Source organism: Mariniflexile ostreae, from assembly GCF_042427585.1.
GTDB classification, from domain to species: domain Bacteria; phylum Bacteroidota; class Bacteroidia; order Flavobacteriales; family Flavobacteriaceae; genus Pseudalgibacter; species Pseudalgibacter ostreae.
This window is the reverse complement of sequence record NZ_JBHMFC010000021.1, coordinates 25,583-44,488: the sequence shown is the minus strand read 5'-3', so window position 1 is coordinate 44,488 and position 18,906 is coordinate 25,583. Positions and strand designations below refer to the sequence as shown.

The window sequence follows — 18,906 nt, the reverse complement described above, 5'->3', positions numbered from 1 at the left end:
CACATGTTACGCGAATATCTATTCAATCAAATCCAACTCTACTTTTAAATTATCGATAATAAAGTCTTGTCTGGTTGGTGTGTTTTTCCCCATATAAAAACTAAGCAATTCATCAATAGACATATTATTATCTAACATTACAGGATCTAAACGAATGTCTTCACCTATAAAATACTTAAACTCGTCTGGGGAAATTTCTCCTAACCCTTTAAATCGGGTAATTTCTGGTTTGGGCTTTAATTTCTCTATTGCATCTTTACGTTCTTCTTCAGAATAACAATAAATAGTTTCTTTTTTATTTCTAACACGGAATAAAGGCGTTTGTAAAATGTACAGATGCCCTTCCTTAATAACTTCAGGAAAAAATTGCAAAAAGAAGGTAATGAGCAATAAGCGAATATGCATACCATCCACATCGGCATCCGTAGCAATTACCACATTATTATATCGTAAATCTTCAAGAGATTCTTCTATATTCAATGCAGCTTGAAGTAGATTGAACTCCTCATTTTCATAAACGATTTTTTTGGTTAACCCATAACAGTTAAGAGGTTTTCCTTTTAAACTGAATACAGCCTGAGTGTTAACATCCCGTGACTTTGTGATACTTCCAGAGGCCGAATCTCCTTCTGTAATAAACAAGGTAGACTCTAAATTTCTATCATTTTTTATATCTCCAAAATGCACACGACAATCCCGCAATTTTTTATTGTGAAGACTGGCTTTTTTAGCGCGATCTTTCGCTAGTTTTCGAATACCGGATAATTCTTTACGTTCGCGTTCTGCCTGTAATATCTTACGTTGGATTTTATCGGCTGTATCGGGGTTTTTATGTAAGAAGTTATCTAAGTCTGTTTTTAAAAAATCATTAACATAAGTTCTTACGGTTGGCAAATCGCCCCCCATATCTGTAGATCCCAATTTGGTTTTAGTCTGACTTTCAAAAACAGGTTCCATAACTTTAATAGCTATGGCACAAACTACCGATTTTCGAATATCAGATGCATCAAAATTTTTACCATAAAATTCGCGAATCGTTTTTACCAAAGACTCTCGAAATGCATTTAAATGCGTTCCTCCTTGCGTAGTGTTCTGTCCGTTTACAAACGAATGATACTCTTCGCTATATTGGGTTTTACTGTGGGTTAAGGCCACCTCAATATCATGGCCCCTTAAATGTATAATAGGATAAAGCCTATCGGACTCGTTTATGTTTTCACTTAACAAATCTTTTAGTCCATGTTCACTAAAATATTTCTCGCCATTAAAAACTATAGTTAAACCAGGGTTTAAGTACACATAGTTTTTAAGCATTTTAATAATATACTCGTTTCTGAACTTATAGTTTTTAAAAATAACCTCATCTGGAACGAAAGAAACCTTGGTTCCTTTTCTGCGCGAGGTGTCTTCTAAAAGCTCTTGATTGATCAGGTTACCCTGCTCAAATTCTGCAGAAGCACTTTTACTATCCCGTGTAGATTCTACTCGGAAATAAGACGATAGTGCATTTACAGCTTTTGTACCAACTCCATTTAATCCAACCGATTTTTTAAAGGCTTTAGAATCGTATTTTCCACCGGTATTCATTTTAGAAACCACATCTACGACTTTCCCTAAGGGAATACCCCTTCCGTAATCACGAACCGTCACTTTTGTGCCCTGGATCGAGATTTCTATAGTTTTGCCAGCTCCCATCACATACTCGTCAATGGAGTTGTCTAAAACCTCTTTAATAAGAATATATATACCATCATCGGTAGAGGACCCATCGCCCAATTTACCAATGTACATTCCTGGTCGCATACGAATATGTTCTTTCCAGTCTAAGGAGCGTATATTGTCTTCGGTATAGTTAGATGGTTCGGTCATAGATTTGAGTAAAATGTCATGATAATAGGCTAATATAGCACTTCAAAACAAAAAAAGAAACAGCAGACATATAAAGTAATTAACAATACTTTTTGATAAGTTAGAGCTCCTCTTTTTATCTCTTTTTTTTTGATAGAAACGTTTTTAAAATTCTTTTATAATTATAAATATTTAATGCATTTGTTTTTTAAAAGCCCTAAATGATATTCCCATAATAAGCATTAAAACTGGAAAAATCGACAAAATTGCTAAGGTTTAAAAAAATTGGCAATTCGGACACTAATTAAAATTGGCGCAATAGCTTTAATAATTGCAAAATTTAAATCGCAGACTATTTTTATGAGAATCGGCACTAAAAAAAATAGAATTACCATTACAAAAATAGCAATAAGAAACTCTAATAAACAGACTTCCCATAAAAAACTAAACACGTTAAAATTACCAACTATATCGCAATGGATCACAACATAAATTTAGATGCCTGCTTATGCATCAGTTATAAATAACATAACATCAAATTTTGAGGGTCAACCTATCGGTTTTAACCAAAAAAAAAAAAAAACAGGCTCATTAAATAAGTTAACACCGTTGCTCTTATTTCTATTCTTAATAATTGCTTGCTCTGAAAGTGTTTTTATTAAAAAGAATAGAGGGTGTAAAGCCAAAAAAAACGTAGCAAACGGATTTTAACATATTATGAGGAAAAAAAAACAAATGCAATGCGTTAATATAACAGTAGCATATACTACTCAAAAATAGCAAACCCATTTTTAAATTTTTAATAAAATACTAAATGGCGTGTATTTTAATTACTGGCAAGTACAATAAAAATTTAAGTTTTATTGTAATGTTTCTGCTTTATGCTTTAAAAAATCGCTTCTCATTTTTAAAATCTTTTTCATGTACCGTTTTATAAAAAGCAGATTGGCAACTTTTCCCAAAACACCATAAGGAGGCTCAAAGTAGTACTTATCAATCATCAGGGTTCTATTTGAGTCTTTTTCAAGAAACACATGTTCATGACGAAAAGATTTAAACACACCTAAAACCATTTCACCCACAAAACAAGTAGGTGGTTCAAATTTAGTAATTTTTGAAGTAAAATGTTGGACAAATCCTAAATGCTGGGCTTCCCAACTCACCCATTCTCCGTATTCTATAAGACCAGATATTTTTCCGGCGATAGCTTTTTCACCCGATATTTTTAAAGACTCTTGATGAACTTCAATATCTCGAGCTAAATCAAAACAAGTTTTAATGTTTGAATTAATTTCGGTTTGAATTTCTATTACTGGCATTTCAAATGACATTTACCTTATAATTCAGATGCGAATATAATTAAAATCTTACAATTTAAAGCAGTTAGTCTATTAAAAATTCCATGTTAAAACACAAACAAAGTATATCTGCTTATTTAAATTTAAGTTAAAAAAGCTGCTAAATAGAGCGTTTAGAAACCTCGTGATACAGTACTTTAATCTCTTTACCTAACTTATACATTAAACAAGAAATGCATAACATCGCCGTCCTTAACAATATAGTTTTTTCCTTCTACACGCATTTTACCAGCTTCTTTAACCTTAGCTTCACTCCCATAGGATGCAAAATCGTCATACGCTATAACCTCGGCACGAATAAAGCCTTTTTCAAAATCGGTATGGATAACACCTGCGGCTTGCGGTGCAGTAGCCCCAACATCAACCGTCCAAGCACGCACTTCTTTTACACCAGCTGTAAAGTAAGTTTGCTGATTTAGTAGTTTATAGGCAGAACGTATCAATTTAGCAGATCCTGGTTCATCTAGTCCAATGTCTTGAAGAAACATTTTACGCTCCTCATAGTCATCCAATTCGGTAATATCGGCCTCTGTTCCAACTGCCAATACTAAAACCTCCGCATTTTCATCTTTTACCGCTTCTTTAACCAGATCTACATATTTGTTTCCTGATACCGCCGAATCTTCGTCTACGTTACAAACATACATCACCGGCTTATCTGTAATAAATTGAGACGGTTTTACAAAAGCCTCATCTTCATCGTCTGTAAACTCAAGCGCTCTAACTGAAATCCCAGCTTCAAGACCTGCTTTTATCTTCAACAATACTGCTTCTTCTTTTTGAGCTTCTTTATTTCCTGTTTTTGCAGCACGCTTAACTTTTTCAAGCTTTTTATCGACAGTCTCCAAATCTTTTAATTGCAGTTCCATATCAATGGTTTCTTTATCCCGAATAGGATTTATATTACCATCAACATGCACAATATTATCGTTGTCAAAACATCGCAACACATGCAAAATAGCATCGGTTTCACGTATATTGGCTAAAAATTGGTTTCCCAATCCTTCTCCCTTACTAGCTCCTTTTACCAATCCGGCAATGTCTACTATTTCTACTGTAGCAGGTTGAACGCGCACCGGCTTAACCAACGCCTCTAGATTCTCCAAACGTTTATCTGGTACATTTACCACACCTATGTTGGGCTCAATGGTACAAAATGGAAAATTTGCACTCTGCGCTTTAGCATTTGACAAACAATTAAATAAAGTTGATTTTCCTACGTTTGGTAATCCTACGATGCCTGCTTTCATTAAAAAAATAGTTTTAAAGGCTCCTCTAAAAAGGGAACCTGTATTTTGCGAGTGCAAATGTAGTCAATTCCACGATTATTTTTTACAAGATTTTCAAACTTTACAGAAAAGGCATCAATTTTAAAAGAATTCAGAAATTCTAAAATAATATTAAAAAAAAAAGACTGTTTTTATAAACAGCCTCTTTAAAATCAATATGTTAATAACACCTTAGTAGGCAGATTCTTTTTTAAAGTGCTTGGTTAATAAATAATATACCACTGCTCTATATTTATTTCTATTGGATTTGCCGTATTGTTCGATAACAGACTCAATCCCTTTATCCAGATCTGGGCTATCCTTTAATCCTAATTTTTTTATTAAGAAATTGTTTTTCACGGTTGCTAACTCAGAAGCATCCGAACCAGAAACTGTTGAAGCATCTGCATTATAAATAGAAGGGCCGCAACCAATGGTCACTTTAGTAAGCAAATCCATATCTGGATCAACACCACATTTATCTTTTAAATCTGCTGCATACTTTGTAATTAACTCATCTCTTTTACTCATGATAAAACGTTTTTATTTATTAATAATATTCTAAATATAGTTATTTTTTAAACACTTAAAAAGTCATAATCCGACTCTTTAGCTAAAAATCAACTTATAAAGTCGAAATAATTTAAAAGTTGTTCATCATTAACAATGCTTGGTGTAAAGATTTCTAAAAGTTTAGGTGCTTCAGATTCCATATAAAAACTTTTCATTTTACTTTTTAACTGCAACTCTGTATCGGCACTAGAATACTCCAGTCCATACATTTTACAAAGATGTTTTGCTGTTAAATTGTGTTTTGTTTCGAAAAAAAGGTCGAAATTCTCAGTGTTTTTATGTCCAGGCAGAATTCTAAAAATTCCGCCGCCGCCATTATTAACAACAATAATCCTAAAGTTTTTAGGAATGTAATTATTCCAAAGTCCATTACTATCGTATAAAAAACTCAAATCGCCTGTTAGCAAAACCGTGGGTTTCGTTGCCGCTACTGCACAGCCGATAGCCGTACTGGTACTCCCATCAATTCCACTAGTACCTCTATTGCAGTAAACGTCTAATGTTCTATTTAATTGAAACAGTTGTGTGTAACGTATAGCAGAGCTATTGCCTACTTGTAAAATATAGTGATTTGGAATGGCCTGTAATAAAATTTCGAAGACTTTAAAGTCGGAAAAAGGAACCTGTTTTAAATACAGTTCATGCTTTTCCAAGCGCTGTTGTTTTACTTGTTCCCACATTGTATGATAATCGCTTTTAACGTGGTGTGTAATGCGCGTAAGCAAGCCTTCTAAAAACTGATGAGGCGTTGTTTTTATATGATTGGATAAGCAGAAAAAAGTATCTAGGGCATTTTTCTCATCAATATGCCAATGCGCTTTGGGCTGATACTTTCTTAAAAAGGATTTTATTTTTTTTGAAATAATTAAGCCACCAAATGTTACCAACACATCCGGCTGTAGCGCTTTTTGTTCGTCTACACTTAAAGGGCCAACCAATTGATCGATATTTGGAAAAAAACTATCATGATGCAAGTTAGAGGTTGTTTCTGTTAACACTATAACACTATCATCTTTAGACAGCTCATTTAACCACTTTTTTCCAATTTCATTAGGCTGGTTTACTCCTACTAAAACCATCTTTTTTGCTGAAGCATTCCATGTGTCAAAACATTCCTGAATGATATAGTTGTCTAAAGGTTTCGGTTTTATAGAAATATCTGAGACTTTAGGGGTAACAGATAATTTGGTATCGCGCTCGTAAAGGGGTTCATCAAATGGAATATTAATGTGTACAGGCCCTTTTCTTGCCACAGCTTGGTTAATAGCTATATTGATTTCTTCTTCATTAAAGGTCTGGATATCTTTTTGAAAACCTAAAAAACGCTCTAATCGGTCCTCTAAGTTCTTAAAAATAGGAAAATCCTCATTTTCTGGTATATTTTTTTCATCCTTAATATCTAATTTAAGGCTTGTTGAATATAAAATATGGTTGGCAAAAACGTCGTTTTGGTTAATAGTTTGTCCGTCGCCAATACCAATTAGGTGTTTAGGGCGATCTGCAGACAGCACAATTAAAGGAATATCGCTATAAAAAGCCTCCGCAATGGCTGGGTAATAGTTTAGCAGTGCGCTACCCGATGTACATACCAAAGCTGCGGGATATTGTAATTGTTGTGCAATACCTAAAGCAAAAAAAGCGGCACAACGTTCATCTACAATACTGTAGCATTTAAAATACGGATCATTAGTGAAACCAATAGTTAATGGTGCACTTCGGCTCCCTGGGGAAATTATAATATGCTTTATCTTTTTTGCTTTACAAAGCTGAATGACGGTTTGCGCATTCGGAATTTTAGGGTGTATCATTTACTTCAAATCTGAGTATAAAAATAAGAAATAGACGGCTAAATAGCCTTATAACAAAGCATTTTTAATTACCATAGATTTAGATACCGTTTCTTGCCACTCCTGTTCAGGGTTTGAGTCTTTAGTAATGCCTCCCCCCATATATAAAATAGCTGTATCGTTTTTAAGCTGCATACAGCGTAAGTTTACATAAAGTTGTGTACTTCTTTTCTTCATGGCATACGCCCTGTTTTCCACATTCCGGCGTCCAGACCTTGGGGAAACACTAATATCTAGATTCAATTCCCCTAAAAATCCGGTATAAAATTCACGGTTATACGGTTCGTGTTTTAATATAAACTGCTTAGATTTATTTTTTGGCACACCGCAAACCGCAGGAGTGGGATGTAAATCTGAAATCACATGTCGCAATAAAGTCTCTGGTTTTAACTCTGCAGTTATCATGGTCTTTAAATGTACTAGATTGCCTGCTTTTACAGTTTCTACAGCCGATAATCTAAATTGCTCCACCGATGGCTTTAAGTGCTGCACTATAAAATCTGTAACAAATTGCTGTTCCTGTCGTTCTTTTTCTTCCCATTTCACATCAAGCGTTCCTTTATAATCTTGGGTACCTGCCAATGCCATCATAGAAAACCGTTTGCCTTCAATTTTCAATAAAGTTTCTGGGGTAGCACCCAACCACAAACCAATTTTGGGATGGTACCAACAATAAACAAATGCAGATGCATAAGTGTTTAAAAGGTTTTTTAATATGGGAATAGGATTAGATGTAGAAAGCCGTACGGTTTCTTGCCGAGAAAGCACTACTTTATCTAACGTCTTGTCTTTTATAGCAACTATCCCTTTTTTTATAAGATCAAGGTGATGGAATCGAGCATCGGGAGCTATTAAAACAGATCCATTTTGAATGTTTTTTTCTTCTTCCTCTTGATTTTCAATACTAGGCAATTCTTCAGAACATGTAATTAAAGTTGAAAATTCTATAGGTGTTAAAATGGTATCATCATTATCATCAAAAGGAGAAAACACAAAGCCCTTCTCCTTAAAGTCTGTTGTGACATAAATTTCGTCTGTGTTTTGAAGTATTGCGTTAAGCTTTAAAGAATTCGGCTTTCTATAAGAGACAAAAGGCAATTGAGCACTATAATGCGCTTCTATACGTTTAAAAAAAGAATCCAAGGCCATTAACTATTTGTTTTTAGGTAATGAAATGGTCGATAATTTACAAATGGATATCAAATTATCTTGATCATCCGTAACACGGATATCCAATAATTGCGTCGTTCTGCCTTTGTGTAAAAATGTAGCTTTAGCATACACAAATCCTTCTTTCACGCTTTTTATGTGGTTGGCCGTAATTTCTATACCACGCACAAAAAAAGCTTCTGTATCAACAAAAATATGGGAAGCAAAACTGCCCACACTTTCTGCAAGTGCTGCCGTAGCACCACCATGTAAAACCCCATCTGGTTGATAAACTCTAGAGTTTACAGGCATTTTAGCAACCAAAAAATCGTCTCCAAAATCTATAATTTCTATATTTAAAGTCTCCATTAACGTGTTTTTACAAGCTTTATTCGCTTTAGCCAAAACATCTGCTTTAGATAATTGCATATACTTTTATTTTTATTGAATAATATTCCTTACTTTTTACTGCAAGTTATGGTTTTGTAATGTCTAGAAAGCATAGCGCTCGTGTTATGTTTTATAGTAATACACCCAACCGCATGGTTATCTGGGTGAAGATTTTTTAACTGGCGCTCTAAGTGACATGAAGCATTACTTTTCAAAACATCAAACCATTCTCAACGTTCCAATAATTATCGGACAACAAAAGGAATTTAAATTTTATGTAAAAATACAAAACCCGTTTAACAAATGAATTCAACCGAAAGGGAAATATCATACCAAAACACAAATACATACTCGACTTTAAATAAGCTGACAAATAAAACGAAGCAGGTTTGGTTTGTATGCCATGGTCTCGGATACTTAAGTCGCTATTTTCTCAGGTATTTTAAACATTTAAATCCTGAAGAGCACTATATCATAGCCCCACAAGCGAGCAGTAAATATTACTTAAATTCAGAATTTAAACATGTAGGCAGTAGTTGGTTAACAAAAGAAAATACAACTTTAGAAACCGAAAATATCATGCGTTATTTTGATGCCATTTTTGAAGCCGAAAATATTCCTAAAACCAATAAGCTGATTATTTTTGGCTACTCTCAAGGCGTGAGTGTCGCCATGCGCTATGTTGCTAAAAGGCAGATACTTTGCGACCATCTGGTATTGCATTCTGGAAGTATTCCTAAAGAATTACAAGCCAACGATTTTAAGTTTTTAAAGACTAAAACAACCTTAATTTATGGAACATCTGACCCGTACTTAACAGCAGAACACCTAGCAAAAGAAACTAAAAAGGCCATCGATCTATTTAGTGATCGCTTACATGTAATTCCTTTTGATGGTGGACATCGTGTTAACATGGCTATTATACGAACTTTGGTATGATTTGGTATTAAGATTTAGAACCAAGCATGCTATATGGATTCTGTTTTTCATATCATTATATATTAAAACCAATACTCTTTGTATGGTTGTTTAGAAAATCAACAGATAAACAGCAACAAATTTGCAACAAGCTATAGAGGCTCGAAACAGTTAATAGGCTTATCGTAAATTTTTAATCTAAAATTATTTCAAAACAAGTTAGAAAAAAAAGCACATCTCCTGTTAAATTAGGAGGTGTGCTAAAAGTTTATTAAAAACGATTTATAAACTCTAAGAAATGCTTATTCAAAATTAAGTTTATATGCCATCACCCGGTTATGGAAAAAAGTAGGGACAAGCAAGGTTTGGGTTTCTGGTATATAATCGATATCGGCAGCATAAATACCTTGCTCTCTAGTATCGAGCAACGGGCTTTTACTCCAGTCTTTAGCATGAATATAAAACAACTGGCCCTCCCAACTTGAAGTTATAAAATCACCATTTTCTAAACGCACTATACCATCACCTTGCCCAATATCTGGGTTAAGGGTTTTAAATGTTTGCGTTTTCAAATCTAGCGTTCCAAAATTTTGCGTTTTAAAATTTAAAAAATAAAGTGCTTCTTTTTGCCATAACAATCCGTTCAATCTTCCTGAGCTATCGGTTGCAACTACAGAAATCTCTCCTTTTTCAAGTTTATAAACCGCATTAGAGTTTGAGCCAGAACTATAAACAATACCATCAGGACTTACCGTAATATCATTTAATTGTGGATCCCCTTCAATGGTGTATTTATTTAAAATTGTTCTTTTTTCGATATCAATCTCTACAAGATCATCAATATCATTAACATATAGTTTACCATTATACATACCCATTCCTTTTGGAGCGCTAAGCCCCTCTATCCATTTTAACTCTAAAATTTCTCCTTTACTATTGATCGTGGATATAAAACCATTATCATCCTTTTTCCAAGGATCATTATGGATATTTGAAACATAAGCAATATCTAATTTCTTATCATATAAAACAGATTCACAAGTCGTTAATAAAGAATCTGTTTCCCAAATAAGCTCTAAACTTGGTGGAGTTGTTTTTGAAGTTATTTCTACAGGTGCTGCTTTTTTATTTTCTTTACATGAAAAACAAAAGAGAGCCGTAAAACAAAAAAATACTGATAATTTGTACCACATAATATTGATAATTTAAAAATTGTAATTGAATCTATAAACATACAGAAAAATTCATATTCTAAGGCATGGTTCGGATGTTAAAACACCTCACTAATTAATCAAGCGCTCCACAATAGTTCTTACAGGCAAAATTTCTTTTGTATACTCTATACTGGGTCCAGCTACCCAAACCGTTTTATAAGTAGCTTGCTTTGCCGCTTTCTCGGTAGCGCGCATACCTATTGAAAACCGAATCATTTTCACCCATTTTTTAAGAGTTTTGTTTTTGTTCAAAACAGACTCCAACCAAGTGGCTTTTGTGCCAATTTTCTGAACATAAGGAGTATTGATTACGGTACATGGTGTTCCTGAAATACGTTCGGTCATTACAATATCCTTCGCGCCATATTCTATACATGCTTGTTTATATTCGTCTGTTACAGTCGCTTCAACAGAGGCTATAAAGGGGCTCCCTATTGAAACACCTGATGCGCCATAGCTTATCATGGTATCTATATCTGTTTTTTTTCCTACCCCACCGGCTGAAATTATAGGGATATTACAATATTCCACCAAGGTTGTGATTAATTGCTTAGGCGATTGATCTCCACGGTGCCCACCGGCTTCATTGTTTACAGCTATAATAGCATCTGCACCTAAACGCTCCACTTTCTGGGCAAACTTTAAATCTATCACATCACAAAACACTTTAATACCTGCTTTGTGCGCTTTTTTTATGGTGTTTTCAGGACTTCCCAAAGATGTTATGATAAAATCACATCCTTCTTCGCAAATAACCTGTAATTGATCTTTATATTTTAAATTGGATTTATTCACAATTAAATTAAACCCATAAGCACCCCCTGGCACTTTTGCTTGTTTAAGCTCTTTTAAAGCCTCTCGTAAGGCTTCTAATGATCGATAGTTTAAGGCTGGGATACAGCCCGCTATTCCCGAATACATGGCCTCCTTTACCATGTGTACATTAGATACCAAAAACATAGGGGCTTGGATAATGGGGTGTTTGATGTTTAAAAGTTCCGCTAGCTGGGGTTTCATTTTAAAATGGTTTTAACAAATATAATAAATATTATGCACGCATAGTACCTGATAGTCAATATGTTATGCATGCATAACATGTCAAAAACCCTAACAGCTTGACTACATGACTTTTATCATGTAAAGTAGCGTTTATAATTTTTATTTTTATATCATAATTCTTAACTATATATTATGAAAAATTTAGTTTTTGGTTTAATTGTTTTTGGATTTGCCACCCAAGGGTTTACTCAAGAAATAGCATTAGCCGAAGTTGAACTTGTTGCTAATCATAATTATCTTAATGTTATAAACACTGAGTCTGTAGCTTTACCTGTTAAAAAATTAGAAAATGAAGTTCTAAAATACAACATTAAAGACTCTGGTTTTGAATATGAAAGAGGTGAAACTTATCAGGTAACTTTTAGTCTTCCAGAAGGAAAAATAATTGCTGCTTACAATGATGAAGGTACCCTACTAAGCACTGAAGAAAAATATAAAAATGTAAAATTACCTTCAAAAGTCATTTATGGTATTTTGGAAAAGTATCCAAACTGGGCCATTATCAACAACACTTATTATGTAAATTACCATAATGAAAAGGGTGTTACCAAAAGACTTTATAAAATAAGATTAGTAAATGATGAAAAAAGTTTAGCTATTAAAGCAGACGAAAAAGGTAACTTTATTTGAATTTTTTTTGCCTCAAAAAAAAAAATGCAACCTCCCAATAGCATTGGGAAGGTTGCATTTTTAATTCTATATTAATATGTAGGAGCTTTTCCGTTACTTCGGACAAGCTTACTTAACCTCTTCGAAGTCTACATCTTCTACGTCATTGCTATCAGAAGCATTATTTTGGCTAGCGCCAGCATCAGGTCCTGGAGCACCTGCGCCACCTTGTCCTGCATCGGCTTGTGCTTTATACATCTCTTCGCTTGCAACTTTCCACGCTTCGTTTATTTTCTCTAAAGCTGGATCAATAACTGCGATATCCTTAGTCTCATAAGCTTTCTTCAGTTCTTCTAAAGCCTCTTCAATTGGTTTTTTCTTATCATCAGATAATTTGTCGCCAAATTCTTTAAGTTGGCTTTCCGTTTGGAAAATCATGGCATCTGCAGCATTTAACTTCTCAGCTTTTTCTTTTGCCAATTTATCTGCTTCAGCGTTCGCTTCTGCATCTGCTTTCATCTTTTGGATTTCTTCTTCAGTTAATCCTGAAGATGCTTCAATACGAATATCTTGCGTTTTACCTGTTGCTTTATCGCCTGCTGTAACATGAATAATACCATTGGCATCAATATCAAAAGTTACTTCAATTTGTGGCGTTCCACGTTGTGCTGGAGGAATACCATCTAAATGAAAGCGACCAATAGTCTTATTATCTGCGGCCATGGCACGCTCTCCTTGTAATACATGGATTTCTACAGATGGTTGATTATCTGCCGCTGTAGAGAAAATTTGAGATTTTTTAGTAGGAATGGTTGTGTTTGCTTCAATAAGCTTTGTCATAACATTACCCATAGTTTCAATACCAAGTGATAATGGCGTAACATCTAAAAGCAAGACATCTTTAACATCTCCAGATAATACCCCACCTTGGATTCCTGCTCCTAGAGAGACTACTTCGTCAGCATTTACACCTTTACTTGGTGTTTTTCCAAAGAATTTTTCTACAGCTGCTTGAACCGCTGGAATACGTGTTGATCCACCTACCAAAATAACTTCATCGATATCACTTTTTGATAAACCTGCTGCTTTTAAAGCCGATTCACAAGGTGCGATGGTACGTTTTACCAAATCGTCAATCAATTGTTCGAATTTCGATTTTGTAAGCGTACGTACTAAGTGCTTAGGCCCGCTTGCAGTTGCCGTAATATAAGGTAAATTAATTTCTGTTTGTGATGAAGACGACAACTCGATTTTTGCTTTTTCTGCAGCTTCTTTTAAACGTTGAAGCGACATAGGATCTTTACGTAAATCCATACCTTCTTCTGCGTTAAATTCATCTGCCAACCAGTTGATAATTTTCTCATCCACATCATCACCACCTAAATGGGTATCACCTTCTGTAGACAACACTTCAAATACACCGTCGCCTAACTCTAGTATAGACACGTCATGCGTTCCACCACCAAAGTCAAAAACAACAATTTTTTGATCTGTTCCTTTTTTGTCCAAACCATAAGCCAAAGCTGCTGCGGTAGGCTCGTTAATAATTCTTCTAACTTTTAAGCCTGCAATCTCACCAGCTTCTTTAGTAGCTTGACGCTGACTATCGTTAAAATAAGCAGGTACCGTAATAACAGCTTCTGTTACCGTGGTTCCTAAGTAATCTTCAGCAGTTTTCTTCATTTTCTGAAGGATCATAGCAGATAACTCTTGAGGCGTATATAAACGGCCATCAATATCGACACGTGGGGTATCGTTATCACCTTTTACTACTTTATAAGGTACACGCCCTGCTTCGTTATTTGATTCAGAATATTTGTTACCCATAAAACGCTTAATAGACGAAACCGTTTTTGTTGGGTTCGTTACTGCTTGACGTTTTGCTGGGTCACCTACTTTAATTTCGCCACCTTCTACAAACGCAATAACAGATGGGGTTGTTCTTTTTCCTTCTGCATTTGGGATTACAACTGGTTCGTTACCTTCCATTACGGACACGCAAGAGTTGGTTGTTCCTAAATCGATTCCAATTATTTTACTCATAATATTTATACTTTATTTTGTTGAATGTTTATTTTTAATGTCGTGTTGTATAAGACAATCATTATGCCAACAAATAAATACTGACAAGCTGTCATAATTTATATTTTTTCTAATTTTAAAAACACGCTAATCATGACTTAAGAAAAACGCTTGGCTTCCTCCCAAAACACATCCATTTCGGCCAAAGTCATAGCTTCAAGCGGTTTATTAATGGCTTTAGCTTTTTCTTCTAGGTATTGAAAACGTTTAGAAAACTTCTTATTGGTTCGCTCCAAGGCATTTTCTGGATTTATATTTAAAAACCTAGCATAATTAATCATTGAAAATAAAACATCGCCAAATTCGCTTTCCATGGCATCTTTGTTACCCGCCTCGACTTCTGCTTTAAACTCCTGCAGCTCTTCCTCTACTTTTTCCCAAACTTGATTTGGTGCTTCCCAATCAAACCCCACCCCTGCTACTTTCTCTTGTATTCTATTGGCCTTTACTAAGGCTGGTAAGCTTTTGGGCACTCCCTCCAAAACACTTTTTCTACCTTCTTTCAGTTTTATATTTTCCCAATTCCTTTTTACATCCTCCTCATTTTCCACTTTTACATTACCATAGATATGAGGATGACGGTTTATTAGCTTTTCGCATATGCTGTTACAAACATCGGCAATATCGAAATCATGGGTTTCACTTCCTATCTTTGAATAGAACACGATATGCAATAACACATCGCCAAGTTCTTTTTTAACTTCATCTAAATCCTGATCCAAAATCGCATCACCCAACTCATACGTTTCTTCTATGGTTAAATGGCGCAAGCTTTCCATGGTCTGTTTTTTATCCCAAGGGCATTGTGCGCGCAACTCATCCATTATAGTTAATAAACGATTAAAAGCTTGCAGTTGGTTTTCTCTAGAGTTCATGGTATTTATATTTTATTTAAGACTGGATATCGTGCAAAAATACAATTATATCTTAGGGTAAAAGGCAGGACATAAAACAAAAAGTCCAGTTCTAGGAACTGGACTTTTAAAACTGTATCTAAATCTATTTAATTTAGATTATTTTGCATTTTGTTTTTTAATTAAATTTAAAGCAGAACCTTCTTTGTACCACTTAATTTGTGCAGCATTATACGTATGATTCAACTTAATCATATCCTTAGTTCCGTCTTCATGAACCACTTCTAAAGTTAAGGGTTCGTTAGGAGAGAATTTATTTAAATCTACGAAATTAAAGGTATCATTTTCTTGAATCAAATCATAATCAGCTTCATTGGCAAATGTTAATCCTAACATGCCTTGCTTTTTTAAATTTGTTTCGTGAATACGTGCAAACGATTTTACAATAACTGCGGCAACACCTAAATGTCTTGGCTGCATTGCTGCATGCTCACGAGAAGACCCTTCACCGTAATTATGATCTCCTACAACTATGGTTTCGATACCTGCTTTTTTATACTCACGTTGTACATCCGGCACACCACCATACGCTCCTGTTAATTGATTTTTAACAAAATTTGTCTTTTGATTAAACGCATTTACTGCACCTATCAAAGTATTATTGGCTATGTTATCTAAATGCCCACGGAAGCGCAACCAAGGACCTGCCATAGAAATGTGGTCTGTTGTACATTTCCCAAACGCTTTAATCAATAATTTAGCACCAGTAATGGAGTCGCCAATAGGTGTAAATGGTGTTAGTAACTGTAAGCGTTCTGAATCTTCTTTAACCGAAACTTTCACATGGCTACCATCTGCTTCAGGAGCTAAATAACCATTATCTTTTACATCAAAGCCTTTTGGAGGAAGTTCCCATCCTGTTGGCTCATCAAACATCACTTCTTGGCCTTCTTCATTAATCAACGTATCGGTCATAGGATTAAAATCCAAACGACCTGCAATGGCTATGGCTGCTGTAATTTCTGGAGACGCTACAAAAGCATGGGTATTCGGGTTACCATCGGCACGTTTTGCAAAGTTTCTATTGAACGAGTGTACAATACTATTTTTGGGTGCATTTTTAGGGTCACTATATCTTGCCCATTGTCCAATACATGGTCCGCAAGCATTGGTGAATATTTTTGCATCCAATTTCTCAAATACGCTAAGAATACCATCGCGCTCTGCTGTATAACGAACTTTTTCAGAACCAGGGTTGATACCAAGCTCTGCTTTCATTTTTAAGCCTTTATCCAAAGCCTGTTGCGCTATAGAGGAGGCACGAGACAAATCTTCATAAGACGAGTTGGTACACGACCCTATTAATCCCCATTCAACCACAAGTGGCCAATCGTTGTTTTTTGCTTTTTCAGACATTTCCTTACCAACGGTAGTAGATAAGTCTGGTGTAAAAGGACCGTTTAAAAGCGGGCCTAATTTAGATAAATCAATATCAATAACCTGATCGAAATACTGCTCAGGATTTTCATATACTTCTGCATCGGCCGTTAAGTGTTCCCTTACTTCATTAGCAGCATCTGCAACATCTGCTCTCTCTGTGGCACGTAAGTAACGCTCCATAGAATCGTCATAACCAAATGTAGATGTTGTAGCACCAATTTCGGCACCCATATTACAAATAGTTCCTTTTCCTGTACAAGACATAGACGTTGCTCCTGGGCCAAAATACTCAACAATAGCACCAGTTCCACCTTTTACGGTTAGAATTTCTGCTACTTTCAATATCACGTCTTTTGGAGCTGTCCAACCAGATAGTTTTCCTGTTAATCTAACACCAATGAGTTTTGGGAATTTTAATTCCCAAGCCATTCCTGCCATCACATCGACAGCATCTGCACCACCAACACCAATTGCCACCATACCTAAACCACCTGCATTTACAGTATGTGAATCTGTACCGATCATCATTCCACCTGGAAATGCATAATTTTCTAAAACTACTTGATGTATAATACCCGCTCCTGGTTTCCAAAAGCCAATACCATATTTATTAGATACAGACTCTAGAAAATTAAAGACCTCACTACTTACGTCATTAGCATGCTTTAAATCGGTAACAGCACCGTCTTTAGCTTGAATTAAGTGATCACAATGCACTGTAGTGGGCACTGCAACCTTAGGCTTCCCCGCTTGCATAAACTGTAATAGAGCCATTTGAGCAGTTGCATCTTGACATGCAATCCTATCTGGAGCGAAATCCACATAATCTTTTCCTCTTTCAAATGGTTTTGTTGGAGTACCTTCCCAAAGGTGGGAGTAAAGAATTTTTTCAGAAAGTGTTAGTGGTTTCCCTACAATCTCACGTGCTTTATCTACACGTTCTGCCATTTTGGTGTAAACACCCTTAATCATGTCAATGTCAAATGCCATATGCTCTAATTTAATTTTTGTGTTCTTAAAAGTATTGCAAAATACGAAATTAATATAAAGTTTTAAAATAAACCCCGTAATACCGTAAGGTAGACTATTAATTTATTATTGTTACATTAAACGCTAAAATCATTTGTTTTTTAATATAATTTTGAGGTGAAAATTATCGATTTGGCAAGGTTTTAACTTTAGAAACCATTCTTACGATGATAAAGCCTTTAAATAGAAGGGACATAACGCATACATTCCTGTCTTTTTAATTTTTAAAATCGTTTTTCATGAAAGCTACTTACTTGAGCTAAGCCTGAATACCTTTTAATACTAAAACAGACTTTTAATAATCGATGCTTCTGAAACTCCTTCTGCCTCTGCTTTATAATTTTTAATAATTCTATGCCTTAGGATACTATGTGCAACCGCTTGTACATTTTCAATATCTGGAGAAAACTTTCCATGTATTGCTGCATGGGTCTTTGCGGCTAAAATAAGATTTTGTGAAGCCCTGGGCCCCGCACCCCAATCAACATATTCGGTTATTAAATTGGGGGCTTTAGTGCTATTAGGTCGCGTTTTTCCAACCATGGCAACAGCATATTCTATAACATTATCTGCTACGGGAATGCGACGGATAACCCGCTGGAAATCTATAATATCCTGTGCTGAAAACAAAGCCTTAACTGTAGTTTGCAGGTCATTTGTAGTCGCTTTTACCACTTGTACCTCCTCTTCAAATGAGGGGTAATCCAAATGGATGGCAAACATAAAACGATCCAATTGGGCTTCGGGCAACGGATAGGTTCCTTCTTGCTCAATAGGGTTTTGAGTGGCCAATACAAAATAAGGTAAATTCAATTTATATTGATGTCCGGAAACTGTAACCGACCGTTCTTGCATAGCCTCTAAAAGAGCTGCCTGTGTTTTGGGAGGTGTTCTATTAATTTCGTCTGCTAATATTATATTAGCAAACACAGGGCCTTTAATAAATTTAAAATGACGGTTTTCATCCAGAATTTCACTTCCAAGAATATCACTGGGCATTAAATCGGGAGTAAATTGTATGCGTTTAAAATCGAGACCTAAAGCTTGAGCAATAGTATTTACCATTAAGGTTTTTGCCAAACCTGGAACCCCAATAAGCAATGCATGACCCCCCGAAAAAACAGAAATCAATATTTGATTAACCACTTCATCTTGCCCTATAATAACTTTAGCAATCTCGTTTTTTAAATCTTTATATCTCTCAACAAACTGTTTAAGCGCAGCGACGTCTGACATATTTTTAATATTTGATTTTGCTATTGATAGGT

At 35.2% G+C, this 18,906-nt stretch carries 15 protein-coding genes; 2 read left to right on the top strand and 13 right to left on the bottom strand.

Features of this window, described 5'->3' with window-relative positions; translation table 11 throughout:
- Positions 1–18: 18 nt before the first annotated feature.
- The 7 genes from ACFFU9_RS06855 to ACFFU9_RS06825 all read right to left on the bottom strand — a co-directional run bounded on the left by ACFFU9_RS06855 (position 19) and on the right by ACFFU9_RS06825 (position 8,472).
- Complete coding sequence (locus ACFFU9_RS06855) at positions 19–1,869, bottom strand: DNA topoisomerase IV subunit B (protein ID WP_379860657.1); 1,851 nt, start codon at positions 1,867–1,869, stop codon at positions 19–21.
- Between the two features lie 839 nt (positions 1,870–2,708).
- Positions 2,709–3,167 (bottom strand): SRPBCC family protein, encoded by a 459-nt coding sequence (locus tag ACFFU9_RS06850; RefSeq protein ID WP_379860656.1) that lies wholly within the window; start codon positions 3,165–3,167, stop codon positions 2,709–2,711.
- A 194-nt stretch (positions 3,168–3,361) separates the two neighbouring features.
- A complete protein-coding gene (gene ychF / locus ACFFU9_RS06845; RefSeq protein ID WP_379860655.1) occupies positions 3,362–4,456 on the bottom strand; it encodes a redox-regulated ATPase YchF in 1,095 nt (364 codons plus the stop codon).
- A 210-nt stretch (positions 4,457–4,666) separates the two neighbouring features.
- On the bottom strand, positions 4,667–5,005 hold the full coding sequence (locus ACFFU9_RS06840) for a DUF2853 family protein (protein ID WP_379860654.1): 339 nt from the start codon (positions 5,003–5,005) through the stop codon (positions 4,667–4,669).
- Positions 5,006–5,094: 89 nt separating this feature from the next.
- Complete coding sequence (gene menD / locus ACFFU9_RS06835) at positions 5,095–6,855, bottom strand: 2-succinyl-5-enolpyruvyl-6-hydroxy-3-cyclohexene-1-carboxylate synthase (RefSeq protein WP_379860653.1); 1,761 nt, start codon at positions 6,853–6,855, stop codon at positions 5,095–5,097.
- A gap of 48 nt (positions 6,856–6,903) precedes the next feature.
- Positions 6,904–8,043, bottom strand: coding sequence for a chorismate-binding protein (locus ACFFU9_RS06830; RefSeq protein ID WP_379860652.1), 1,140 nt, complete (start codon positions 8,041–8,043; stop codon positions 6,904–6,906).
- Between the two features lie 3 nt (positions 8,044–8,046).
- Positions 8,047–8,472 carry a PaaI family thioesterase gene (locus ACFFU9_RS06825; protein WP_379860651.1) on the bottom strand — a complete coding sequence of 142 codons (426 nt, stop codon included), beginning with the start codon at positions 8,470–8,472 and terminating at the stop codon, positions 8,047–8,049.
- A 264-nt stretch (positions 8,473–8,736) separates the two neighbouring features.
- Here ACFFU9_RS06825 and ACFFU9_RS06820 point away from each other — a divergent pair, with 264 nt between their 5' ends.
- A complete protein-coding gene (locus ACFFU9_RS06820; protein WP_379860650.1) occupies positions 8,737–9,372 on the top strand; it encodes an alpha/beta hydrolase in 636 nt (211 codons plus the stop codon).
- Positions 9,373–9,653: 281 nt separating this feature from the next.
- On the opposite strand, the gene ACFFU9_RS06815 is transcribed toward ACFFU9_RS06820, so the two are convergent.
- Entirely contained in the window at positions 9,654–10,544 is an 891-nt protein-coding gene (locus tag ACFFU9_RS06815) for an NHL repeat-containing protein (protein ID WP_379860649.1), read from the bottom strand.
- Positions 10,545–10,634: 90 nt separating this feature from the next.
- On the bottom strand, positions 10,635–11,582 hold the full coding sequence (locus ACFFU9_RS06810) for an NAD(P)H-dependent flavin oxidoreductase (RefSeq protein WP_379860648.1): 948 nt from the start codon (positions 11,580–11,582) through the stop codon (positions 10,635–10,637).
- Positions 11,583–11,756: 174 nt separating this feature from the next.
- Between ACFFU9_RS06810 and ACFFU9_RS06805 the strand changes: the two genes are divergently transcribed.
- On the top strand, positions 11,757–12,254 hold the full coding sequence (locus ACFFU9_RS06805; protein WP_379860647.1) for a nicotinate-nucleotide adenylyltransferase: 498 nt from the start codon (positions 11,757–11,759) through the stop codon (positions 12,252–12,254).
- Between the two features lie 108 nt (positions 12,255–12,362).
- Here ACFFU9_RS06805 and dnaK read toward each other — a convergent pair whose 3' ends face one another.
- The 4 genes from dnaK to ACFFU9_RS06785 all read right to left on the bottom strand — a co-directional run bounded on the left by dnaK (position 12,363) and on the right by ACFFU9_RS06785 (position 18,874).
- Positions 12,363–14,276: a molecular chaperone DnaK gene (dnaK, locus tag ACFFU9_RS06800; RefSeq protein ID WP_379860646.1), complete on the bottom strand. Its 1,914-nt coding sequence runs from the start codon at positions 14,274–14,276 to the stop codon at positions 12,363–12,365.
- A 137-nt stretch (positions 14,277–14,413) separates the two neighbouring features.
- Positions 14,414–15,190: a nucleoside triphosphate pyrophosphohydrolase gene (gene mazG, locus ACFFU9_RS06795; RefSeq protein ID WP_379860645.1), complete on the bottom strand. Its 777-nt coding sequence runs from the start codon at positions 15,188–15,190 to the stop codon at positions 14,414–14,416.
- 138 nt (positions 15,191–15,328) lie between these two features.
- Entirely contained in the window at positions 15,329–17,599 is a 2,271-nt protein-coding gene (locus ACFFU9_RS06790) for an aconitate hydratase (protein ID WP_379860644.1), read from the bottom strand.
- Between the two features lie 321 nt (positions 17,600–17,920).
- Positions 17,921–18,874 carry an AAA family ATPase gene (locus ACFFU9_RS06785; protein WP_379860643.1) on the bottom strand — a complete coding sequence of 318 codons (954 nt, stop codon included), beginning with the start codon at positions 18,872–18,874 and terminating at the stop codon, positions 17,921–17,923.
- Between the last annotated feature and the right edge of the window lie 32 nt (positions 18,875–18,906).